We start from the raw sequence: 21964 nt of genomic DNA, 5'->3' as shown, positions 1-21964 counted from the left end.
GTTTGGAATTTCATACAGAGTTTTGTCCTCCTGAGCGAAGTCGAAGGATACGCAAGAAACTCTACAAAGAATGTCGCCAATCTTTGTAGAGCTACTAGTGTGATTTCTCGTTCCTCGAAATGACAAGAAAACTTGGAATTTGGACCCGAGCGATAGCGAACAGGCGAAGCAATTTAAGAAATTGGAATTTAATTTTTAGATGCATCGATTATCACACTCGCCACTTTCTCAGGCTGAGAAATAAACACCACATGACTTCCTTTAATTTCAGTGATTTTGGTGTTAGAACGTTTGTACATTGCACGTTCGATATCAGGATTGATGCTTTTATCTTCAGTTGCTACGATTCCGTACGAAGGTTTAGTTCTCCAAGCCGCGTTAGTTATTTTTGTTAAAAAACCTTGAGCATGAAAAGCACCTTGCGAAGCATACATAAAATCGGCTTGTTCTTTGCTCAAATCTCCTGCAAAACCAGCGTGGAATTTAGCTTTGTCATAATAAGCAATCCCTTTTTCATCTGGAGGCAATACACCATTTTCTGGAGCTGGAGGAGCAGTTTGCAACCATTGAACAGAATTTTCGCCATTATCAGGTTGTAAAGCCGCAACATAAACCAAAGCCGCTACTTTCGGGTGATTTCCAGCTTCTGTAATTACAGTTCCGCCCCAAGAATGTCCCACCAAAATTGTTGGCCCGTCTTGTTTGTCTAAAGCTAAGTTAGTAGCTTGAACATCATCCTCCAAAGAACTCAACGGATTCTGAACGATTGTTACATTATAGCCTTTTTTAGTCAAAACCTTGTATAAACCCTGCCATCCAGAACCATCTGCAAATGCACCGTGAACCAATACGACATTTTTAATTTGTGGAGCTGCTGCTTTTTGGGCGTTTACGTTTACTGACGCCAATAAGAAGCTAAAGATCAATGCTGCGAATGCTAGAGAGCGATTCAATTTTTGTTTTATATTTAAAGTTTTCATGATTATAAATTTTAGATTTTAGTCCCGAAGCTTCGGGATTGATTTTAGATTTTTTGTAATTAAAGTCCAATTTCCCACAATCTTGTCATTCCGAGGAACGAGGAATCTTCGTAAGTAGCTCGACAAAGATTTGGTAATATTCTTTGCGGAGTTTCTAGTGCGTCCTTCGACTTCGTTCAGGAGGACAAAGCTTTGGGATTTGGAATTTATTTATAGTAAAGTAATTGAAAGAGTAATCTCCGTATTCAATAACTTAGAAATTGGACAAATTTCTTTTGCTTTTTGAGCTGTTTGCTGAAATTCTTCTGCAGAAATTCCAGGTACTTTTCCGGTAAGTTCTAGTTGAATTAAAGTAATAGTTCCGTCTTCAAAAGTTACTTTAGCGGTTGTGTCTAAATCTTCTGGAACGAAACCAGCTTCAGACAATAAAAAGCTTAATTGCATTGTAAAACAGCCAGAATGTGCCGCTGCGATTAATTCCTCAGGATTGGTTCCAACACCTTGCTCAAAACGAGTTTTGAATGATAATTGGGTATTGTCTAAAGTTGTGCTTTGTGTACTAATGGTTCCTTTTCCTTCCATTCCTGTACCTTTCCAGTTTGCGTTTGCTCTTCTTGTAAATTTCATGATTTCTATTTTTTAAATTATTTTTTAAGATGTTCAAATCATTTCTTTGATTTTGATGAGACAAAGGTATAGGGAAGGTGTTTATTAATCAAATTAATAATTTTAAGTAGTTATAAAATTTATTTATAACTATTGATTGAGATAGGTGTGGGATAAATTAAGGATGAATTCAACAGAGAAAAAATTTTAAACTGTAGTTATGGTTTTCCGTAATTAAGTCTTGAATTTATTAATGTTATTTGTTTTAAGATTAGTTGATTAAATCTCTAGTCTCGTTATAAATGTTTAATTTAAAAATACATTAATGGAAACAATTGAAGCAATTAAGCCTGGTCCAAAACCAAAAAAGGAAGATGGAACATTAGATGAAAGAAGACGTGTTACACCTGACAAAAAGAAAGATTATCCGCCTTTAAAGGAGCATGATCATAAGCCAAAGGATTAATTCAAAAAAGAAAGAGACAGTTTAAGCCGTCTCTTTAACAATTAGATCTATTAATTTTCAAAGAATCTTGTCTCCAGCGAGGGGTGAGCGTCTCGCCTGTGAATTCAATTTAGATAATGATTATCAAATATCATGAGCTTGACGTTAGCGGCAGCTGGGGGCTAAACTCCCTTATATTTTTATTAATTTAACGGGAACTTTTTTTGAATAAATAATTCCGTCAAACAGAACATATCCATTTTCTTTGATTTCCTTTTTTTGATCGTCGGTTATTTTTGATTTTGTAAATATGGAATCATTTTTTAAAGAAATTGAACCCATATTTGGTTTTAGTTTATCTACCTTTGAAAACCATCTTTTATAATTGCGATAGGGTAAATTGATTATTGAAGTGAAATATTTTGTTTCTCCCGGATGCATAACAAAACTATTTAATGTCTCATCAGGAAAATCAACTCGTTTTAAGGCGTATTTCCGTTCAAGTTTATTATGTTTCATAAAATTGTCTATCAGATATTCTTCTTTTTGCATTTCAAAGCCCGTCATAGTGCCACAAAATATTTCTGGTCTTGTGGTACAACCTTCTAAAATGGAATCGTTTTTATACAAACTAAAATCTAATGAATTTAATGGCGAAAAGTCTTTTTTTCCTATAGCTTCACGATACAGATCTCTTTCTAATGTCCCAATTGAATTCTCATTAAACATTATGAAATATTTTTTATCAGAATTGTTAGTTAATTTATAGTGAAGTATGTTTTTTGACAAACTATCATACTTTTTGTTTGGTTGATAGCGAGTTTCTATATAATCAAAGCTCTTTAAATCATCTACACAAATAATTTTGCTTGTTAACAATTCTAGTTTTAAATCTTTTTGTTTTTTAGAACAAGAAAAAAAACTAATGATCATTATGCTTAAATAAATTATTTTTTTCATTAAAATTTTAATTAACAGATTTATACAATCGATTTACAACATAATAAATTATAAATAACTCAAGAACAAAATAACTTAAAATTGTTGTAATTGCTGAAAAATCAAACGATTTTGGATCATTAAATAAATCATATTCAAAAAAAGCAACACAACAAAATTGAAATATACAATGCAAACATAATAAGGAAAGATATATGTATTTAAGATTGGTCGTAACCGCTCTTTCTATTATGGCTAATATAAAAATTGTAAAACAAACAATTACAACAACTGCCATTTCTAATGCTAATAATATAAGATTACCAGATGTATTTTCTGGTGTATAAGAATCCAAATAGCTAAATAATCCCCTAAATATAAAGAATTGATTAAAAAATGCTAAAAAAATAAAACATATAATTTTTTTCATTGGAATTCTTTAGGGTGATATGTTTTTCTAATAATATAAAAAGGCAAAGCTACCTCAAAGGAAAAATAAACCACAATATTATTGAATCTTTTATAATTGGTAAATGGTTTATGTTAGGTGATTTAGTTTGAATGTAATTTAATTATGGAGTTAATATAAGCTAAAAGAATGACTAGGATTTTGGAATATTTAGCTGTAAATTCTTTTGCTTTTTTAGATTTTTGAAGATAGTTTGTCATCCATACAGAATCGCCAGAAGCAATTATTCTAGTTGAGCTACTATAATAAAAGGGTATATACTTCTTTTTTTCTTCTTTTTTGCAATTTCCACCGCTGACGCGAGCGTCTCGCTCGTGCACTCAATTTAGACAATCCAAAATATCACAAGCGAGACACTCGCGCAAGTAGAGGAGCGAATTAATTTATTTCAAAGCAATAATCTCAGAAATTTCCTTTTGATCTAAAAATATTTTTTTAGAATTGAGTACTTTATAAACAATTCTTTTAATCTCATATTTTGTTTCTTTTCCCAACCCGACTTGGAGAGCTGAAATCTTTGAATTGTAACTATTTTTACTTGTATTAAAAGACTCTTCACTATTTAGAATTAATCTGCTTTCATTATTTCTGCTAATACGATATTTAAAAGTTTTATCTTTTGAAATAATTAATTTTTTTTCTAAAGATTGATCATCTTCGGCTGATTTTTTTAATACGTAATTTAAAATACCTTTCTTGTTATATGAAAATTTTATATTCCATTTGTCTAAACAATCTGTCGCTTGTGATCTGTACGATTCCATATAAGCTTTGATCAGCTTAAAATCTCTATGCTTATATTTTTCATTTGAGGATATAAACTTTAAATCTTCAAGGTTATAATCCTCTAAGAAATCTTCCAAAAGGTCTATAAGGTCCTTAATATTGAGATTTTGGTTAACACTTTTATAAAGATATTTGTAATAAACTCCATTCAGATAAAAAATATCGTTATCATTTATTGAAATTGATTTTTCCTGAGTATTAAAATTTAGCCTAATTTTATTTACGTAACTATTTCTTTTAAAACTCAATAACAAAGTGTCTTTTCTTTTTGCGAGAGAGCATACAGAAGGCTTTTTTTTGTATTTATTTCGGATCCATAAAAGTCATAATAAACTATTGTATCTTTCTTAAAGTTGTATGTATAAATTAAATGATTTGTATTGATTTCTTGTTTTGTATTGATTCTTTCATCATTTACATATTCACCCTCATCAATAATTTTGTTAAGAATATAGACTGTAGCGTAAAATTTTGATGATTGTGCCAAGACATTCAGATTAGACATTAACAGTATAAATGATATAAAGTAAATTCTTGAAATCTTTTTCATAATTAAATTTTTATCTTTTTCCAAAAAATGGTATACCCAGCTACACGAGTTGCTTCTAGTCCAAAAGTTTTTTTATTTGCATTTGAATAATAGAAATCCCCTGTAGTCCAATATTTTTCTTTTGAGAAATCGGCATTTGGTAAGTCGTAAATTGCTTTATCTTTCTTTTTTATTACTTTGTGCGTGTGTGTGCCATTTTCAGTTTTCGTCGTATCGTGGACTGAGTTATAACTTATTGTATTCCCTCGTCTGTTAGTTACTTTTTCAACAAAAGTGTCATATAAGGTTTCATTAATTTTTATGTAATCATATTCGTCAAATTTATTATGACCGTATTTAGTTTTGCTGTCGGGTTTTAAATCACTATCTATACCCCAAGCCAAAAAATCTTCACCATCCCATTGCGTAGCACCATCTGTAGGATCTTCTTTTTCTTCATTTGTATTTCTTAAAATGGCATCTATAACTCCCGCTCTTGAATATAACGAATTAGTATCATTTACTGAGATCTTCATCTCAACTTTAAACTTAGCTTCAACGCTAGAATATCCAGAATTTAGTAATTGTAACATTGTTTTTTTAATCCTTTTGGCTTCATTATAATTGGTATGTGCAATATATAAATACTCATCATTTTCAGATGATAAGCCTTCATGCTTTACAATATTGCATATTTTTTGAAAATCTGAATGTACTATGTTTTCATCATTTTCTTTCAATATTTTGGTATTATTATAAGTCATAAAATCATTACCATCTTTGTCCTTCTGGATCGATTTTCCATCGCAAACATAGACATCCTCCACGCTTCCATCATTTTCAGGCTCATTTATTTTCCCTTCAAAAGTACCGTCTTTATTATAAAAATGGCCGTTTACATTTACAATACGGTCATCTTTCATAAAAGTAGGTTTTATTGGTTCGCCGTAAGTATGTATTGGTGCATTTTCATTAATATACTGACCAGCGTTAAAAACAATATTTCCTTCGGAATAGATATAATGGTCACCACGTGTATTTTTGGTGATTGTTCCCTCAACAATTCTTATTCTACTCATATCTTTTAGTTTTGTCTAGTTTGTTCACCACTATTGTTTTGTATTCCATTTTGTGCATTTTTGTTTATGCTTTTTTCGCTATTATTAGTAAATCCCTCTTTTCCGCTTTCATGCCTTTCCTTTTCAGTTGTCGACTCTAAGTCTCCTTTAATATGTTCAGAATATTTTCCTTCAATGACGGCATTAAAATCGCCAGTGACGCCAAGCTCTTTAATTCCGCCTATTTTTTCAGTGTGATTTAAACCAACCGTATCATTTTTACTTACGATAACATTAGTTGTCATATTTTCTTCGACATTTATGACAAAATTTTTGCAGTTGATTGTAAAAGTTTCTGGCACATTCAGAGTAGTGCTTTTAGTCTGTTCGTCCATGTGCAACTCATTTCCGCTTGGGTCAGAAAGCCAGATGCCAATTTTTTCCACAAATTTCAATAACTGGCCAAAACGAAGCTTCCAGCCTTTGATGCTGTTTTTCTCGTCAAAAAACTCAGGCATTTCTTTTCCGTTGTAATAGGCGCCGGATACGTATGGGCAGTCGGCATTGCCGCCTTCGAAGCTTATCTGCACTTCTTCTCCGATTTCTGGCCTGAAATAAAGCCCTTTTCCTGAGCCTGCATAATGCTGCACCACGCGCATCCAGCCACTTTTGCATTCCCATCCGCTCCAGAAGAACTCCACTTTAATGCGCCCCATTTTTTTGGGATCGTTATTGTCAATTACTTTTGCAGGCTGACTTTCGGCAGAAGCAAATGCATTTGCGTCTGTGTAGTGCGGCGCTGCAACATCCGCGGGAATGGCTTTGAATATGCAGGTGTAATTTCCATTCACTTCTGAGCGGTGTGTAATTTCAACAGCGAGCAAATGGTGCTCTACGTTTTTGTTTTCAATGTAAAAAGTCTGTCCCAATCCTAAAGGCAGGTAGGAGGTACCACTGTAGAATATGCTGTTGGCATCGCGTCCAGCGGTCTGCATTTTCACCATTTCATCGATTTCTTCTTTATTTTGGGCGTCGCCAGTGTATGCGCCGTTTTCGAGTCCTGGCCTTACAATATAAGGCTGCTTGAAAACGGCAAGTGAAGCAAAACGGTCTTGGCTCCCTTCTGTGGTTTTTTCGGCACCGTTTCTTATGCCAGAAGCACTGCCATAGTCATAGCCGCTGAATGAAGCTTTATGCGAAACCAGATTAGCTTCAATGCTGAAATTATGCAAAGATGATTCGTTTATAAGCTTTATCTCGGTGTTTTTAATTTTGCCAAACTGCATACGCATTCCGTCAAAATAAAACCATTGTGCATAACGGGCAGAAAGGCGTTTGAGGAAATTGAAGCTTGTTTCGTTGTATTGGGTTTTGAATTTGAATTCTTTTGTATAGGTTGGTACAATTGCTTCTCTTTGATAAAATTCTCCCGAATTTTCTTCAGCTAAAATCTCAATACCAATTTGTTGGAGGTTTTTCTCATGAAAGATTCTCGATTTCGGCATATCATCAATAGCAATGGTATGGCTTGTTCCTGTTACGTGCAGTCCGGCGGGACTTCCGTTAAGATCGATTGAGCCCAATTTTGTAATTCTGCCTTTAGACATCAGTCGGATACCTTTTACCTTAAAAGTGAAAATCACCTCGCTGCCCATATAGTTGCTGAACGCTTTTTCCTGATCTTGTGGCGCAATGATTGGTTTTCCGGTGTATTGCCAAAAGAAGGAGAAATAATGATGGTCTGCCATTTTTTGGGAGAGCTCCAAATTATAGTAAATGACGTTTTGGCTAAAGCCTTCTATGGTGATATGAACCTGTTCTGAAAATTTTGACATTTTTTAAGAATTAGAAAAGATGATGGTTGGTTAATTTTTTACTGTTTAATTGATGTATGTTGGAAAATTTATGTGGTATGTTTTACGATTAGCTTGATGCAATAGTTATGTTATCCTAAGTTCACATTGGAAAAAGGATAATACGGGTTTTAAGTATGTTTTTGGATATATTGCTTGTTTAAGTGCAATTCATATAGAATAGTATGTAAATGTAGGTAGAGAAAAAAAACAGGAAGTGTTCCTAGAGGTCAAAAAACTATCAAAATAAGGTTTTATTAAAATTGATTTCTGAAAATCTTCTTATGAAAACGAAAACCCTAGCCCTGATAGAAGTGGAAATCCTTTTGTGGTGGGGTTCACCACAAAAGATTGCAACGGATAGCAGGAAATAGCTTCTAATAAAAATCCTCACTTCAAACTTTACTTTATAAAGACAGATTTAAAAATTTTAGGTACTAAAAGAATAAAGATTTCTACACTATTTGGTTTCAAATTACAATCTGAAACAAAGTAACGTGCTGATTTTTAGTTTTTTTTATTTGGTGAATTTAATTTTATGGAAAGAATTTTATAAGACGACCAGAAGAATAAATTTTTAATGAATAATCTAACTTTTAAATTTATGAAAAATGCTTTTCTACTAATTGCAGTTTGTCTGAGTTCCATTTTGTTCTCCTGCAAAAAAGATAAAGATCAATTGAATACAGAAACGGAAAAGTCTGATACAACCAACACCGGATTAATTGCTGATAATGGTTGGCCACGCGAAGCAGAGAAAAACGGTACAAAACTGGTTTATTATCAGCCTCAGGTAGACGATTGGAAGGATTTTAAAGAACTTACGGCGCGTGTGGCTTTTTCGCTGACTCCAAAAGACGGAAAACAGGTTTTGGGTGTGGCTTCTTTAAAAGCAGAAACATTGGTAGACAAAGACAATCGGAATGCTTTTATTAAAAATCTTCAGGTAACGGATATAAGATTTCCCGCTCTGGACGAAAAGAAAGTTCCTGAAATGAAAAAACTGTTTGAGGAAACAATGCCTCAAAGCGGAGAACCGATTTCGGTAGATCGTATTTTGGCAGATTTAAGTCAAACTAATAATCCACCGAAAGGAATTGTGGCTAAAAATGATGCGCCTACGATTTTTTATAGCACGAATCCAGCAATTTTACTGATTGTGCAGGGAGAACCGGTTTTGGTACCTATAGATAAATCGGATATGCAATTTGTGGTGAATACAAATTGGGATGTGTTTTATGATAAAGCAGGTAAAGATTATTATCTCTTGGTTGATAATATTTGGCTGACTTCTAAAGATATTCCGGGTAAATGGACGAAAACGACCAAATTGCCTGCGAGTTTAAATAATCTGCCTTCGGGACAGAATTATGATGAAGTTAAAAAAATGATTCCGCCACCGTCTTCGGGAGCGGCTCCAGAGGTTTTCTACAGTAATAAACCTGCTGAATTGATTGCAGTAAATGGAAGTCCGAAATTCGTTAAAATTGATGGAACTAAATTAATGTACATTGACAACACAGAAAATGATGTTTTTGCCAATGAAGGTGATGGTCAGTATTATGTATTATTATCTGGGCGATGGTTTAAATCGAAAGAATTAACAGGGCCTTGGTCGTATGCAGGAAATAATTTGCCTGCTGATTTTACTAAGATTCCGAAAGATTCTCCACGTGCGAATGTATTGTCGTCTGTGCCTGGAACTCAGGAAGCGAAAGATGCTGTGATGTTGGCTCAAGTTCCGACAACTGCTGTTTTGAAAAAATCGGATGCAGAAGCAAAAGTAAAAGTAGCTTATGATGGCGGAACGGCTCAATTTAAACCTATTGATGGAACAAAAATGCAATATGCGAGCAATACGCAAGAGAAAATTATAAAAGTAGGCGATTTGTATTATTTATGTTTTCAGGCGGTTTGGTTTATGTCGACAAGTCCAAACGGACCTTGGAAAACAGCCGATTCTGTTCCGAAAGAAATTTATATGATTCCGCCAAGTTCACCTGTATATAATGTGACGTATGTGACGCAAACTACAACCGATACAACAGTAGAAAGCAGTTCTACGGCGGGTTATTTGGGTGCGTTTATTATTGGAGCAACGTTTGGCGCTATCTTGACGTATGGCACAGGTTGGTATTATCCGCCTTATGTGTATTATGGCGGAATGTATCCAATTTATCGTCCGTGGCCTTATGCGTATGGAGGAGGAGCAGTTTACAATCCGTGGACTGGTGGTTATGCCGCAGGAAGACGCGTTTACGGACCTTATGGCGCTGCGGGAACTTCGGCTTGGTACAATCCTGCAACAGGAAGATACGGACGTTCTGCAAGTGTGCAAGGTTGGTACGGTGGTCGCACGGCAGCAAGTACTTATAATCCGTGGACGGGAAATTACGCCAGAACCAATCAAGGACATAACGCGTATGCACAATGGGGACATTCGGCTGCGACAAATGGAAATCAGTGGGCGCAGACTGGACATATTACTACAAGACGTGGATCGGCAGTTGCTTATCAAACCTCAGGTGGAAAAGAAGGTGTAATTACACATCGTAGAGGTGGAGGAACAACTGTTCATACGAATAATAATAATCTTTACGCAGGTCACGATGGACACGTATATAAAAGAGACGCCAACGGAAATTGGAGTCATTACAATAACGGAAACGGTGGCTGGACACAAGCAGGAACTTTGGGTTCGTCCAAAAAATCAGGTAATGCGATTCAGAGAAATAAACCTAATAAAGAACTTGGCGCTAATGGGGCAGGAGAGAGAATTCAACGCGACAACCCAAATCAAGGACTTGGAGCGAACGGAGCAGGAGAAAGAATTCAGCGTGATAACCTGCCAAAAGCAAACCAAAACCTAAGAGGTGAAACCAGAATTGGTGACGGGGGAATGCAGCGCGATAATTTCCCTAAAGCAGATCAAACTCTAGGGCAACCGAATAAACCGCTTGGAGAAGCAGGTCATCCTGATATTACAAACGATCTTGATCGTTCTGCTTTTTCAAGAGATCGAGGAGAAACGCAAACACGTAATTTCCAAAACTTCCAAAGAGAAGGAGGAGCAGGCCGTTTAGGCGGTGGCGGCGGATTTAGAGGTGGCGGAGGCTTTAGGGGAAGAAGGTAAAAATTCTAAAGAATAAAAGTTAGTTATAATTCAAAAATCAGGAATGGTAGAAATACTGTGCCTGATTTTTTTTGCCTAAAGTTATTTAACCGCAAAGGACGCAAAGGTTTACGTAAAGTACGCAAGGCTTTTTTAATCTTGCAAAGTCGCAAGGATGCAAAGTTTTATTCCCCAGCTTTGCGTTCTTTGCGTTTTTACAAAGTCCTAATAGGTAAAAATCCTGCGTGCTTTGCGGTAAAAAACATCCAGCATTTCACATCTCAAATTCCACAACGTACAGCCTGTCCGTTTCACCCTGAAGATTGTCCGTTTCACCTATTTTCTCATTTCGTAAGAAGGGTTATCGAAATACTTTTGACAAAGAAATTAACGAATAACACTAATTTAAAAATCAGAAAAAATGAAAACACTTCAGAGAAACAGACATTCATTCATACAAACAATTGCAGCGGGAACTTTTATGTTATTGGCATCAGCTTCTTTCGCACAAAACAAAGACAAACAAACTAAAAATGATGCGAGTTTAATTCGCCCTTATCATATCAGCGTTTCGCAGGAAGCGATTACAGATCTTCGCAATCGAATCAATGCGACAAGATGGCCAGATCAAGAAACGGTTAGCGATCAATCACAAGGAGTAAAACTAAATCAGATTCAAGGTTTGGTAAAATATTGGGGAACGGATTATGATTGGCATAAAGCCGAAGACAAACTAAACGCTCTTCCTCAATTTGTAACAAACATCGACGGATTGGATATTCAATTTGTACATGTAAAATCGAAACATAAAAATGCAATGCCGCTGATTATTACGCACGGTTGGCCAGGTTCGGTTTTTGAACTTTTGAAAGTAGTTGGGCCGCTTACAGATCCGACTTCGTATGGAGGAAAAGCAGAAGATGCTTTTGATTTAGTAATTCCGTCTATGCCAGGTTACGGTTTTTCTGAAAAACCAAAAGGAACAGGTTGGGGACCAGAGAAAATTGGAAACGCTTGGGATGTTTTAATGAAACGTTTAGGATATAAAAATTACGTTTCGCAAGGTGGCGATTGGGGTTCTGTAGTTGCAGATGCCATGGCGCGCCAAGCTCCAGATGGTTTGTTAGGAATTCACGTGAACATGCCTGCGACTGTTCCTGCTGATGTGGCAAAAGCTTTAAAAGATGGAGATCCAGCTCCTGTAGGATTATCTGTTAAGGAAAAAGCAGCTTTTAATTCGCTAAACAAATTATATACAAAAGGTGGTGGTTATGCCGGAATGATGGTAACTCGTCCGCAAACTTTAGGTTACGGATTGACAGATTCTCCTGTTGGATTGGCTTCATTTTTCTTGGATAAATTCAACGAATGGACATTCAGCGGAGGAAATGCCGAAAAATCACTTACGAAAGACGAAATGTTAGATGATATTTCATTGTATTGGTTAACGAATACAGCTAATTCTTCGGCTCAATTGTATTGGGAAAATAACAATAACAACTTTAATGCTTTCGAACAAAAAACAGCTGATATTAAAATTCCAGTAGCGATTACGGTATTCCCAGGTGAGATTTATCAAGCGCCAAAAAGTTGGGCTGAAAAAGCGTACAAAAACTTGTCTTACTATAATGAGGTAAACAAAGGCGGACATTTCGCTTCATGGGAAGAGCCACAGATTTTCACTATCGAACTTCGTGATGCTTTCAGAAGTTTAAGAGGGAAACATTAATAAAGAATATAGAACATAGATAAAAGAAAAAAGATAAAAGTTGTTTCACGCAGATTTAAATTAAAAAATCTGCTAGATCAGCTCAAATCTTTTTGAAATCTGCGTGAAATAATTAAAACATAAAAAATAAAAAATCATGGAAACGAAAAAACAAAAAGCATGGGTTGTAATCGCAATTATTATTTTAGGAATCATTGCCTTTCTAGTTCCGAATCAGCTTGCAGCACAAACAGGAGTAAAACGTACCGATTTGCAAAGACACGATCTTAGTACTCCGGGAAAAGAAATGGTTCAAGCGAGAATCGATTTTGCAGCACATTCAGCATTTGGAAACCACTATCACCCAGGAGAAGAAGTGATTTACGTAATAGAAGGCACTTTAGAATATCAAGTTGAAGGGGAAAAACCTATAACGCTAAAAGCAGGAGAAGTACTTTTTATTCCAGCAGGCGTAGTGCATTCAGCAAAAAATAATACCAATGCCAATGCAGCAGAACTGGCAACTTATATAGTAGAAAAAGGAAAACCAATCTTGACGTTGAAGAAATAGTTTCAAGTTTAATGTTTCAGGTTGCATGTTGAAATGCGTATGGGGTTTAACTGCAATCCCGATAGCTATCGGGAGCAAGGTTTTTTACCTATAGGACTTTGTAAAAACGCAAAGAGCGTAAAGCTAGGCGAAATAAAACTTTGCGTCCTTGCGACTTTGCGAGATTAAAAAAACTTGCGAACCTTACGTAAACCTTAGCGTGCTTTGCGGTTAAATTATCACAATGTAAAGCCTGTCCACTTCAACCCCAACTTTGTCCACTTCACCTTTTTTTACCTTTTAAAACAACCATTGTCGAGATACCTTTGACGAAGAAATTAACTGATAATCAAAATAATAAAAAACAAATAATTATGAAAACGATCTTAAAAATTACAAACAACATCGCAACTAAAATAGTTTTAATCGCAATTCTTTTTATGAATGCAAATTTAACTCAAGCACAAACTTCAACACAAAAAGCGATCGAAGTAAGCAGTTCATTAGGAACTTTAAAACAAATCAACGCAGGTTTATTAAACGTAGGTTACACAGAAGCAGGACCTGCAAACGGAACTCCAGTAATCTTGCTTCACGGATGGCCTTATGACATTCACAGTTACAACGAAGTGGTTCCGCTTTTAGTAGCAAAAGGATATCACGTTTTTACGCCTTATTTAAGAGGATTCGGAACAACAACTTTTCTTTCTAAAGATACATTCAGAAACGGTCAGCAAGCAGCTTTAGCAAGTGATATTATTGCTTTTATGGATGCACTTAAAATTGACAAAGCTGTAATTGGCGGTTTCGATTGGGGAGCGAGAACAGCAGTTGTAGTTTCAGCACTTTGGCCAGAACGCGTAAAAGGATTGGTTTCTGTAAGCGGTTACTTGGTAGTGAATTTAGAGGCAAATTTAAAACCGCTTCCTCCAACAGCTGAATTAGGATGGTGGTACCAATATTATTTCGCAACCGAAAGAGGAAAACAAGGTTACACACAAAATACTTACGATTTCAATAAATTAATCTGGAAAATTGCTTCTCCGCTATGGAATTTCGACAAAGCAACTTACGATCAAACTGCTCAATCTTTTGACAACCCAGATCACGTAGCAATTGTAATTCACAACTACAGATGGAGACAATCTCTAGAAGCAGGAGAATCTAAATACGATGCTTTAGAAAAACGTCTTTCAGCAAAACCAGAAATTAAAGTTCCAACGATTACAATAGGAAGTGATTTTGACGGCGCTTTCGCGGATGGGAAAGCTTACGCAAACAAATTCACAGGAAAATACGAACACAGAATTTTAAAAGGAATCGGACACAACGTTCCGCAAGAAGATCCAAAAGCATTTGCACAAGCGATAATTGATGTTTCTAAATAAATATCAATGTCAATGAAAATATCAAAAAATATCAAATTTTAAAATAATCTAAAATCAACAATTTAAAATCTAAAATTATCATGAGCACAAAAGTTTTATACACAGGAAAAACACATACAACAGGCGGTAGAGAAGGAGCTTCTCAAAGTTCAGACGAACAATTAAATATCAAATTAAGCGCACCAGGATCTTCACGTCCGGGAACAAATCCAGAGCAGTTATTTGCTGCAGGATGGTCGGCTTGTTTTATTGGAGCTTTAGGAATTGCGGCTTCAAAACAAGGAATCAAACTTCCTGCTGATACTGCAGTAGATGCTGAGGTTGATTTATGTGTAACGGAAGGAGAATATTCGCTTCAAGCAAGATTAAACATCAGCCTTCCAGGATTGGACACTGAAACTGCAGAAGCTTTGGCAGCACAAGCGCACCAGACTTGTCCGTATTCTAAAGCAACAAGAGGAAATATTTATGTTGAACTCAATATCCTTTAACAATTAGAAGTTATGAATTATGAGTTATAAGTTTTGATAAATTCAAGACGAACTCATAATTCATAGCTCCTAATTTATAATTTAAAAAAATGAAAATATTAGTAGCTTTTACAATGCTGTTTTTCCTTAGTGCAAGCAGCATTTTTAGTCAAAACTCAGATAAAAAAGGTTTTGCACTTTTAGAATTGTATACTTCAGAAGGTTGTTCAAGTTGTCCGCCAGCTGATGAATTGCTTGGAAAGATTCAGAATGAATATCAAGATAAAAATGTTTATGTATTGGCTTATCACGTGGATTATTGGGACAAGCAAGGTTGGAAAGACATTTTTAGCAATGCCAGTTATACACAAAGACAATACGATTATGCGCAATTTTTGGGAAAAGAACCAATCTACACTCCGCAAGTAATCATTAACGGAAAATCAGATTATATCGGTTCTCAAGAAACCAGTTTAAGAAACGGAATAAAATCAGCTCTTTCTAAACCTTCTGCAGTCGATTTGTCTCTAGATACAAAACAGCAAAATGATAAATTGACGTTGAATTACAGTATTAACGGTGCTTTTAAAAACAGTCATTTGTTAGTTGCAGTAGTTCAGAAATCGGCTAAAAGCAATGTGAAAAGAGGAGAGAATGCACACCGCGTTTTATCGCATTTTCAAATTGTACAGCGTTTGCAAACCATAGATTTGAAAACAGCAAAAGGAAGTTCAATAATTACTCTGCCTAAGAATTTTAATTCACAAGACTTTGAAGTAGTTGGATTTGTTCAAGATATGAAATCGGGTGCTATTCTGGGAGTGAAACGTGCTTAAGTTTTTGTTTCGTACAGATTATTTATTTAAACACATAGAAACATAGATTGCTTTGCGGTTAAAGGCGTTTCACTTTTGCATAAAAGCACATAGCTGCTGTCTTAAGCTTTGTCAAAGTTTCAAACTTTGACAAAGCTTTTACGCAGTCTGACTATGTGTTAAAAACTAGTTTTTTTCTTTTATTTCATTTATAGTAGAATAAAGAAATCTATGTTTCTATGTGTTTGAAAAAAAATAAAAAATCTGCTCAATCTGCATAATCTGCGAGAGCAAAATCTAATTTAATTTTTTAAAAATAAACCTATCTTTGGCAGAGCAAGATCAAAAAAACAAACCTAAATTATGGAAAAAGTTAAACGCTTTCAGGTTTCTCAGAAAGTCATTTGGGGAAGTTCTATCGCACTGGCGATTATGGCTTCGATACCTAAATTATTTGATGCCGATACTACACCTGGTGATCTTATCATAAATTCTTCGATTACACTATTGTTCTCCCTTTTTATATGGTATTACAATATTTATAGCTTACCCAAATTTTCTTCGCATCGCGCAAATAAAAGTCTGTTTAACTGGAAACTTTTGTTGAGTGTCGTAATGGGAATTTTGTTGATGGTAATTCTGGTAATTGCGCATCAAGAACTTTTTCAGGTGTCAAAAATGGACGCGCCGATTATGTTCGAACTTCGTGGTGTTTTGATCAATCTTATTGTTTATATGTTTTTGCATTTGCTTTTTCAAAATTATCAAACGCAACAAATGGGAGTAGAATTGGAGCGTACAAAAGCAGTAAATCTAGGTGCTCAATACGAATTATTGAAACAACAAGTTAATCCGCATTTTCTTTTTAATAGCTTGAATACACTGAAATCGATGGTTGATATGCAAGATCCGCAGAGTTCTGATTTTATTCTTAAACTTTCAGATTTTTATCGTTTTACATTAGAAAGCCGAAAAATGGATTTGATTCCGCTAAGCGAAGAACTTCAGATTTTAGATTCGTATGTTTATTTATTGAAGGCACGTTTTGAAGACGGATTTGTTTTAGAAAATAAAGTAGATCAAAAACAATACGATTGCGCAATTCCGCCTTTTAGCTTGCAATTGCTGATCGAAAACTGTATCAAACACAATGTTGTTTCTTTAGATAAGCCTTTGATTATTAAACTCTACACCGAAAATGAGTTTTTAGTAATTGAAAATAAAATTCAGCTCAAAAGAGGAGCAGTGTCTACTGGTGTTGGCTTGGATAATATCAACCAGCGTTTTATGCACCTGATTCACAAAGAAATTGAAATTGATAAAGACGAAACCACTTTTAAAGTAAAAATACCATTGAATTATGAATATCATAATAATTGAAGATGAAGTAAAAACGGCTAAAGCACTTGGCCAGCTTATTCTGAGCATCAGACCTGATGTTCAGATTTTGTCGTATATACAAAGCATTGATGGAGCGGTTGATTATCTTATGGAAAATGATCAGCCTGATCTTATTTTTATGGATATTCAGCTAGCAGACGGACAATGTTTCGAGATTTTTAAGAATGTTGAGGTGGTATCGCCCGTGATTTTCTGTACTGCTTTTGACGATTATGCCATCGATGCCTTCAAGTCAAACGGAATTGATTATGTTCTAAAACCTTTTTCAAGAGACAGCATTTCGCAAGCTTTGAAGAAAGCGGGAGAATTGAAAAACTTCTTCCAACGAAATAAAAAAGCGATGCCAGATTTCGAACTTTTATTAACGAGAAATGGTGAAAACAAAGGGAAAAGCAGTTTTTTGGTTTTCAAAAACAACAAATATCAAACGGTTTTAACGGAGAATATTGCGTTTTTTTTCATTAAAAACGAAACGCCAACGATTATGACTTTGGATAAAAATGAATATCCGTTAACGCAGTCTTTAGACGAAATTCATAAGCTTTTATCGCCAATTCAGTTTTTTAGAGTCAACCGACAATACTTGGTTAATTTTGCAGCGGTAAGAGAAGCAGAGCATTATTTTTCGCGTAAAATAATCGTAAAATTAAGTGTTCCGACAGAAGAAAAATTATTGGTCGGAAAAGAAAAAGCAACCGCGTTTTTAAGCTGGTTAGAAAATAGATAAAACCAATTAATTTATCGTTTTCTGAGATAAACTAATTGGCTTGATTTTTATAGTCCTGGAAACATAAAACAGCTTATAAAAAACAAAGCTGAAAGTATAAAACAGAGAATTAAAACGATCTTTTTCATGATAATTATTTATTAAAGAAAGATTAAATAGAAAATAATAAAATGCCTAATATTCAAGTATTAGGCATTTTTATTTTGATGTAATTTTGTTTTAATTGATTTCTGATGGAGCGTAAGTTGCTGTGTATAATTTTCTATACATTGCATACGTTACGCTTACCATTACGAAGGCGATTATAGCATCTGTTGCAGCGCCAAAACCTAAGACAGCGATTTTTGAAAAGAAAGCAAAAATGATGTCGAAAAATACTCCTGCGAAAACCCATTCTTTCAATCGTAATAATTTGTTCGGAATTAAAAGTGTAATGACACCGGCTAATTTAAAAACGCCAAGGATATAAATAAAATGCCCTGGATACCCCAATTGTTGAGTGATTCCCCAAACCAATGGATTGTTTGTTAATTCGAAGAAACCGCTTGCGCCAAACCATAAAGAAGTTAATACTGCGCCTGTCCAATAGATAATTTTTGTTGTTTTTGAGTTCATGATTTTGATATTTAAAGTTATTTAACGGTACAAATGTGCGCCGAAAGCCTTAAAAACGAAATCGAAAATATGGTGAAGCGGACAAACTTCGGGGTGAACTGGACAGTCTTTGAGTTGTGTTTTTTTATCGCAATCCCGATAGCTATCAGGAGCAAAGGTTTTTCTCTGGATTATGTTTTAAGTTCGCAAAGCTTTATAAACGAAACGATGTGAAATTCGTGGCTAAAAAAAAATCTCTCGCAGATCTCGCAGATTCGGCAGATTTCTTTTCTAATTATCTGCTCAATCTGCCAAATCTGCGAGAGAAAAACTTTAAATCTTTTCTAGCAAAACAATTCCAAATTCGCGAAGTCGCGAAGAATTTAAAAACTCTGCGACTTTGTGACTTTGCGAGAAATTGGCATCATTCTAATTCACAAAGCTTTGCGAACTTAAAACATAATCCAGAGAAAAAACTTTGCGTGCTTTGCGGTTAAAAAACTACAACAATTCAGCTGTTTCAGAAATTAAAGCCTGCATCAATTCTCCAGCTTTATGGTGTTTTAAATTACTAGTGTTTTGTCCCGACCAAAAACTAATCATATCGGTTCTTCCTTGAGCGAGTGCAGCGACTTTTAAAGGTGCAATTAATTTGGTTTGAAGCGGAAAAGGAAGCACTTCGGTCTCAAAAGGAACAGCATCAGAGATTTTGTTGCTGATCATTCGGCCCATTCTTCCTGTAAGCGATTTTGAAACCGTAGTTGGAACATTCGGATTCTTAAAAAGCATTTCTTTATGAACAGGAGCAGCACCAGATTCATCTGTAACCATAAAAGCCGTTCCCAATTGTACAGCATCAGCACCTAAAGCCATAGCAGCAGCGATTCCTTTTGCATCTATAATTCCGCCAGCGGCAATAATTGGCGTTTTAGTTTTTGCTTTTAATTGCTGAACTAAAGTGAATAATCCTGTAAAAGATTCTTGTGCTGGTTTAAGAAAAGAAGGTCTGTGTCCGCCAGCTTCAAATCCTGCAGCGATAATGGCATCAACTTCGGCATCTTCTAGAGCAAGCGCTTCTTCTAATGTTGTGGCAGCGCCAATGGTTTTTATTCCGAGTTTACGGCTTTCTTGAAGGATTTCTTTTGATGGAATTCCGAAAATGAAACTGAAAACAGCGGGTTTAAGTTCGAACAAAACTTCAACTTGTTTTTCAAATTTCGAAGGAATATTAGAAGACAAATCGGGAAGTGGAATCCCTAATTCATCGAAATACGGTTTAAAATTCTGTTTTATCTTTTCCAGTTTTTCTGGAGGATAATTTAGAAGACTTTTGTCAACATCATTAACCCATAAATTGATATTATAAGGTTTAGAAGTGGCAAGTTTAATTTCTTTTCCAGCTTCTCGAATTTCTTCTGGAGTAAGGGTATAAGCACCGTAACTGCCCAATCCGCCGGCATTGCTTACAGAAGCCAAAAGAGCGGCAGTTGAAAAACCACCGCCCATCGGACCTTGTAAAATTGGATACTCAATACCTAGTAATTGTGTTATTTTGGTTGAATTCCACATTGTATTTATTTTACGTTTGTTAGTAATTTATTCACAATAACCCATTTTCCGTCAACAATGACAAGGCTTAGCTGATCATAGTAATTGTACTCAAATATTGGAACCTGAACTTTCGCGACAGCGGTATTATTGATGATTTCTAAAGATAAGATTTTCATCTTGAATTCTTCTCCAAAGTCGTATGGACTTTTACGATTTTTTACACCTTCAAGATATTGATCAATAGTTTTAAAATAAGGTGCACCGTTAATATCTCCTGATACAACCGCCTGCGGATGAAAAGCACTTTTCAATAAAGCAACATCACCGTTATAAATTCCGTTAAAATAATTCATGAGTACAGCTGTAATTAAAGCCGCATTTGTGCCAAAATTTTCCATGATTTAAAGTTTTGAAGTTATCAAATGCTGTGTCCAGCAACGTGACCGCCATCTAAATTAATGATTTCGCCCGTTACAAAATTACTTTCAGCCAAATAAAGAGCTAATTGTGCGACATCGCTAGTTTCTCCGATACGTTTCAAAAGATGCAAACCGGCCAAACTATCTGCGTTATCTACACCCGTTTTAGCTTGAAGCGGACTTCTGATAATCCCTGGAGCAATCGCATTTACACGAATATTGTTTTTCCCGAATTCAGCGGCAAGCTGTCTCGTAAAGGCATGAACGCCGCCTTTGCTTGAAATAGGAGCAGTGGCAGGAAATCCGTCAATGGCGTGATCTACCAAAACAGTTCCGATATTAATGATTGATCCTTCACCTTGCTGTAGCATTTGTTTTACTGCTGCTTGGCTTGTAAAATATGTTCCTTTTAAATTAATGTTTAAAAAACGATCTAAGTCTTCTTCTTCAACATCTAAGAAAGATTGTGGCTGAAAAATTCCTGCATTGTTTATTAATACGTCGATACTTCCAAAACGTTCCAAAGCAGTTTGCACTAATTGTTTTCCTGTTGCAATACGGCTTACATCACCGTGAACCATCGCCAATTGGCTATCATGTCCAAGCTCTTTAAAAGTAGTTTCAAGATTCTGTAAATTCGCAGAATTGATCACTACATTGTAGCCTTTTTCTAAAAATAATTGAGCTATTGATTTACCGATGCCTGTTGAGGCACCGGTTACTATAATTGTTTTCATTTGTTTTCTGATTTTAAATTATTTCTTTTGGGCTGTAATGCCTTTTTCGCGCAATACAGAAACCTGTTCTCCTGCAAATCCCCAATCGTCTAATTCTATTTCTTGAATCACGATGTGTGTAAGGCTTGGATCTTTGTCTAAAACATCTGTTATTAATTGTGTAATGCCAGATATGAGCTGCTGTTTTTGTTCTCTTGTAACGCCTTCACGAGTTACTTCAATTTTTACGTATGGCATGATTTCTAGGTATTAAGCAAGTTTTGCTGTTAGGTTTACATCCAATTCAAATTCGTTGTAAATCAAAGTGTCTCCAAGATTGGTGAAGAAATTTCCAGAACGGAATTTCATATCATATTTGGTGCGGTCAATAATGATTTTGCCTGAAGCTTTCAAGTCGCTTTCGTTTCTTTTTACTTCTAAATTAAAACCAGTTGGATGCGTAATGCCTTTGATAGTAAGATTTCCTTCGATGAAATAATCTGAAGAAGATTGTTTAGAAACAACTTTAATGTCTAAAGAAGCCGTTTTGAATTTGTCGATAGAAAAGAAATCATCAGAAGCCAAATGTCCTGCAAACTGCTGATTTGTTGCGGGATCGGTAACGTCAAGAATTACGATAGAAGTAGTGTCGATAACGACATTTCCACCAGTAAGTTCGTCATTAGAAAAAGTAAAATTACCTTCTTCAATATTAATTGTTCCATTGTGTTGTCCAGTAACTTTTTTTCCTATCCAGTTTACTTGACTTTCAGTATTCGAAATTTTAAAATTTTTAGTTTCCATTTTTTTGTGTTTTAAATTGTTATTAATTTATAGTACAAAGTAAT

Annotated in this window: 22 protein-coding genes; 9 read left to right on the top strand and 13 right to left on the bottom strand. The window is 35.2% G+C overall.

The genetic code is table 11. The features are described 5' to 3' along the window. Positions 1–188: 188 nt before the first annotated feature. Both ACE01P_RS17515 and ACE01P_RS17510 read right to left on the bottom strand, forming a co-directional pair. Entirely contained in the window at positions 189–980 is a 792-nt protein-coding gene (locus tag ACE01P_RS17515; RefSeq protein ID WP_379700177.1) for an alpha/beta hydrolase, read from the bottom strand. Between the two features lie 210 nt (positions 981–1190). Then, a complete protein-coding gene (locus ACE01P_RS17510; RefSeq protein WP_379700176.1) occupies positions 1191–1607 on the bottom strand; it encodes an OsmC family protein in 417 nt (138 codons plus the stop codon). A gap of 304 nt (positions 1608–1911) precedes the next feature. Here ACE01P_RS17510 and ACE01P_RS17505 point away from each other — a divergent pair, with 304 nt between their 5' ends. Further along, on the top strand, positions 1912–2052 hold the full coding sequence (locus ACE01P_RS17505) for a hypothetical protein (protein ID WP_308854771.1): 141 nt from the start codon (positions 1912–1914) through the stop codon (positions 2050–2052). A gap of 171 nt (positions 2053–2223) precedes the next feature. On the opposite strand, the gene ACE01P_RS17500 is transcribed toward ACE01P_RS17505, so the two are convergent. From ACE01P_RS17500 to ACE01P_RS17480, 5 genes are all read right to left on the bottom strand, one after another. Further along, positions 2224–2991: a hypothetical protein gene (locus ACE01P_RS17500; RefSeq protein WP_379700175.1), complete on the bottom strand. Its 768-nt coding sequence runs from the start codon at positions 2989–2991 to the stop codon at positions 2224–2226. Between the two features lie 7 nt (positions 2992–2998). Continuing rightward, positions 2999–3400 (bottom strand): hypothetical protein, encoded by a 402-nt coding sequence (locus ACE01P_RS17495; RefSeq protein ID WP_379700174.1) that lies wholly within the window; start codon positions 3398–3400, stop codon positions 2999–3001. 422 nt (positions 3401–3822) lie between these two features. Continuing rightward, a complete protein-coding gene (locus tag ACE01P_RS17490) occupies positions 3823–4473 on the bottom strand; it encodes a hypothetical protein (RefSeq protein WP_379700173.1) in 651 nt (216 codons plus the stop codon). 304 nt (positions 4474–4777) lie between these two features. Continuing rightward, positions 4778–5833 carry a hypothetical protein gene (locus ACE01P_RS17485; protein ID WP_379700172.1) on the bottom strand — a complete coding sequence of 352 codons (1056 nt, stop codon included), beginning with the start codon at positions 5831–5833 and terminating at the stop codon, positions 4778–4780. Between the two features lie 5 nt (positions 5834–5838). Next, entirely contained in the window at positions 5839–7647 is a 1809-nt protein-coding gene (locus tag ACE01P_RS17480; protein WP_379700171.1) for a type VI secretion system Vgr family protein, read from the bottom strand. Positions 7648–8269: 622 nt separating this feature from the next. Here ACE01P_RS17480 and ACE01P_RS17475 point away from each other — a divergent pair. The 8 genes from ACE01P_RS17475 (at position 8270) to ACE01P_RS17440 (ending at position 17836) form a co-directional block, all read left to right on the top strand. Next, positions 8270–10798 carry a hypothetical protein gene (locus ACE01P_RS17475; RefSeq protein WP_379700170.1) on the top strand — a complete coding sequence of 843 codons (2529 nt, stop codon included), beginning with the start codon at positions 8270–8272 and terminating at the stop codon, positions 10796–10798. 400 nt (positions 10799–11198) lie between these two features. After that, a complete protein-coding gene (locus tag ACE01P_RS17470; RefSeq protein WP_379700169.1) occupies positions 11199–12506 on the top strand; it encodes an epoxide hydrolase family protein in 1308 nt (435 codons plus the stop codon). A gap of 136 nt (positions 12507–12642) precedes the next feature. Then, the gene (locus tag ACE01P_RS17465) at positions 12643–13056 is read left to right on the top strand and encodes a cupin domain-containing protein (RefSeq protein WP_379700168.1); all 414 of its coding nucleotides are present in this window, start codon (positions 12643–12645) and stop codon (positions 13054–13056) included. Positions 13057–13409: 353 nt separating this feature from the next. Then, positions 13410–14423, top strand: a complete 1014-nt coding sequence (locus tag ACE01P_RS17460; protein WP_379700167.1) for an alpha/beta fold hydrolase — start codon at positions 13410–13412, stop codon at positions 14421–14423. A gap of 80 nt (positions 14424–14503) precedes the next feature. Then, positions 14504–14914 carry an organic hydroperoxide resistance protein gene (locus ACE01P_RS17455; protein ID WP_379700166.1) on the top strand — a complete coding sequence of 137 codons (411 nt, stop codon included), beginning with the start codon at positions 14504–14506 and terminating at the stop codon, positions 14912–14914. Between the two features lie 89 nt (positions 14915–15003). Further along, positions 15004–15729, top strand: a complete 726-nt coding sequence (locus tag ACE01P_RS17450) for a DUF1223 domain-containing protein (RefSeq protein ID WP_379700165.1) — start codon at positions 15004–15006, stop codon at positions 15727–15729. 342 nt (positions 15730–16071) lie between these two features. Further along, positions 16072–17088 carry a sensor histidine kinase gene (locus ACE01P_RS17445; protein WP_379700164.1) on the top strand — a complete coding sequence of 339 codons (1017 nt, stop codon included), beginning with the start codon at positions 16072–16074 and terminating at the stop codon, positions 17086–17088. Beyond that, positions 17069–17836, top strand: a complete 768-nt coding sequence (locus tag ACE01P_RS17440; protein ID WP_379700163.1) for a LytR/AlgR family response regulator transcription factor — start codon at positions 17069–17071, stop codon at positions 17834–17836. Before ACE01P_RS17445 ends, ACE01P_RS17440 begins: the two co-directional genes overlap by 20 nt. A gap of 219 nt (positions 17837–18055) precedes the next feature. Here ACE01P_RS17440 and ACE01P_RS17435 read toward each other — a convergent pair whose 3' ends face one another. The 6 genes from ACE01P_RS17435 to ACE01P_RS17410 form a co-directional block, all read right to left on the bottom strand. Further along, positions 18056–18451: a DoxX family protein gene (locus tag ACE01P_RS17435; protein ID WP_379700162.1), complete on the bottom strand. Its 396-nt coding sequence runs from the start codon at positions 18449–18451 to the stop codon at positions 18056–18058. A 480-nt stretch (positions 18452–18931) separates the two neighbouring features. Continuing rightward, complete coding sequence (locus ACE01P_RS17430; RefSeq protein ID WP_379700161.1) at positions 18932–19999, bottom strand: NAD(P)H-dependent flavin oxidoreductase; 1068 nt, start codon at positions 19997–19999, stop codon at positions 18932–18934. Between the two features lie 5 nt (positions 20000–20004). After that, a complete protein-coding gene (locus tag ACE01P_RS17425; RefSeq protein WP_379700160.1) occupies positions 20005–20379 on the bottom strand; it encodes a nuclear transport factor 2 family protein in 375 nt (124 codons plus the stop codon). A 20-nt stretch (positions 20380–20399) separates the two neighbouring features. Further along, positions 20400–21137 (bottom strand): SDR family NAD(P)-dependent oxidoreductase, encoded by a 738-nt coding sequence (locus ACE01P_RS17420; RefSeq protein ID WP_379700159.1) that lies wholly within the window; start codon positions 21135–21137, stop codon positions 20400–20402. Positions 21138–21155: 18 nt separating this feature from the next. Beyond that, complete coding sequence (locus ACE01P_RS17415; RefSeq protein WP_379700158.1) at positions 21156–21374, bottom strand: 4-oxalocrotonate tautomerase family protein; 219 nt, start codon at positions 21372–21374, stop codon at positions 21156–21158. 12 nt (positions 21375–21386) lie between these two features. Beyond that, the gene (locus tag ACE01P_RS17410) at positions 21387–21920 is read right to left on the bottom strand and encodes a YceI family protein (RefSeq protein WP_379700157.1); all 534 of its coding nucleotides are present in this window, start codon (positions 21918–21920) and stop codon (positions 21387–21389) included. Between the last annotated feature and the right edge of the window lie 44 nt (positions 21921–21964).

The sequence above is a fragment of the Flavobacterium sp. HJSW_4 genome, assembly GCF_042436695.1.
Taxonomy (GTDB): Bacteria; Bacteroidota; Bacteroidia; order Flavobacteriales; family Flavobacteriaceae; genus Flavobacterium.
The sequence above is the reverse complement of the archived record's forward strand: the minus strand, read 5'-3'. Positions and strand labels throughout refer to the sequence as shown.

What these genes read in the sequence shown, in the direction of transcription:
- ACE01P_RS17415 (WP_379700158.1), bottom strand. Translation starts at nt 21,374, where the DNA reads ATGCCATACGTAAAAATTGAAGTAACTCGTGAAGGCGTTACAAGAGAA.
- ACE01P_RS17465 (WP_379700168.1), top strand. Translation starts at nt 12,643, where the DNA reads ATGGAAACGAAAAAACAAAAAGCATGGGTTGTAATCGCAATTATTATT.
- ACE01P_RS17500 (WP_379700175.1), bottom strand. Translation starts at nt 2,991, where the DNA reads ATGAAAAAAATAATTTATTTAAGCATAATGATCATTAGTTTTTTTTCT.
- ACE01P_RS17505 (WP_308854771.1), top strand. Translation starts at nt 1,912, where the DNA reads ATGGAAACAATTGAAGCAATTAAGCCTGGTCCAAAACCAAAAAAGGAA.
- ACE01P_RS17445 (WP_379700164.1), top strand. Translation starts at nt 16,072, where the DNA reads ATGGAAAAAGTTAAACGCTTTCAGGTTTCTCAGAAAGTCATTTGGGGA.
- ACE01P_RS17480 (WP_379700171.1), bottom strand. Translation starts at nt 7,647, where the DNA reads ATGTCAAAATTTTCAGAACAGGTTCATATCACCATAGAAGGCTTTAGC.
- ACE01P_RS17510 (WP_379700176.1), bottom strand. Translation starts at nt 1,607, where the DNA reads ATGAAATTTACAAGAAGAGCAAACGCAAACTGGAAAGGTACAGGAATG.
- ACE01P_RS17420 (WP_379700159.1), bottom strand. Translation starts at nt 21,137, where the DNA reads ATGAAAACAATTATAGTAACCGGTGCCTCAACAGGCATCGGTAAATCA.
- ACE01P_RS17425 (WP_379700160.1), bottom strand. Translation starts at nt 20,379, where the DNA reads ATGGAAAATTTTGGCACAAATGCGGCTTTAATTACAGCTGTACTCATG.
- ACE01P_RS17450 (WP_379700165.1), top strand. Translation starts at nt 15,004, where the DNA reads ATGAAAATATTAGTAGCTTTTACAATGCTGTTTTTCCTTAGTGCAAGC.
- ACE01P_RS17440 (WP_379700163.1), top strand. Translation starts at nt 17,069, where the DNA reads ATGAATATCATAATAATTGAAGATGAAGTAAAAACGGCTAAAGCACTT.
- ACE01P_RS17515 (WP_379700177.1), bottom strand. Translation starts at nt 980, where the DNA reads ATGAAAACTTTAAATATAAAACAAAAATTGAATCGCTCTCTAGCATTC.
- ACE01P_RS17430 (WP_379700161.1), bottom strand. Translation starts at nt 19,999, where the DNA reads ATGTGGAATTCAACCAAAATAACACAATTACTAGGTATTGAGTATCCA.
- ACE01P_RS17475 (WP_379700170.1), top strand. Translation starts at nt 8,270, where the DNA reads ATGAAAAATGCTTTTCTACTAATTGCAGTTTGTCTGAGTTCCATTTTG.
- ACE01P_RS17495 (WP_379700174.1), bottom strand. Translation starts at nt 3,400, where the DNA reads ATGAAAAAAATTATATGTTTTATTTTTTTAGCATTTTTTAATCAATTC.
- ACE01P_RS17485 (WP_379700172.1), bottom strand. Translation starts at nt 5,833, where the DNA reads ATGAGTAGAATAAGAATTGTTGAGGGAACAATCACCAAAAATACACGT.
- ACE01P_RS17435 (WP_379700162.1), bottom strand. Translation starts at nt 18,451, where the DNA reads ATGAACTCAAAAACAACAAAAATTATCTATTGGACAGGCGCAGTATTA.
- ACE01P_RS17410 (WP_379700157.1), bottom strand. Translation starts at nt 21,920, where the DNA reads ATGGAAACTAAAAATTTTAAAATTTCGAATACTGAAAGTCAAGTAAAC.
- ACE01P_RS17455 (WP_379700166.1), top strand. Translation starts at nt 14,504, where the DNA reads ATGAGCACAAAAGTTTTATACACAGGAAAAACACATACAACAGGCGGT.
- ACE01P_RS17460 (WP_379700167.1), top strand. Translation starts at nt 13,410, where the DNA reads ATGAAAACGATCTTAAAAATTACAAACAACATCGCAACTAAAATAGTT.
- ACE01P_RS17470 (WP_379700169.1), top strand. Translation starts at nt 11,199, where the DNA reads ATGAAAACACTTCAGAGAAACAGACATTCATTCATACAAACAATTGCA.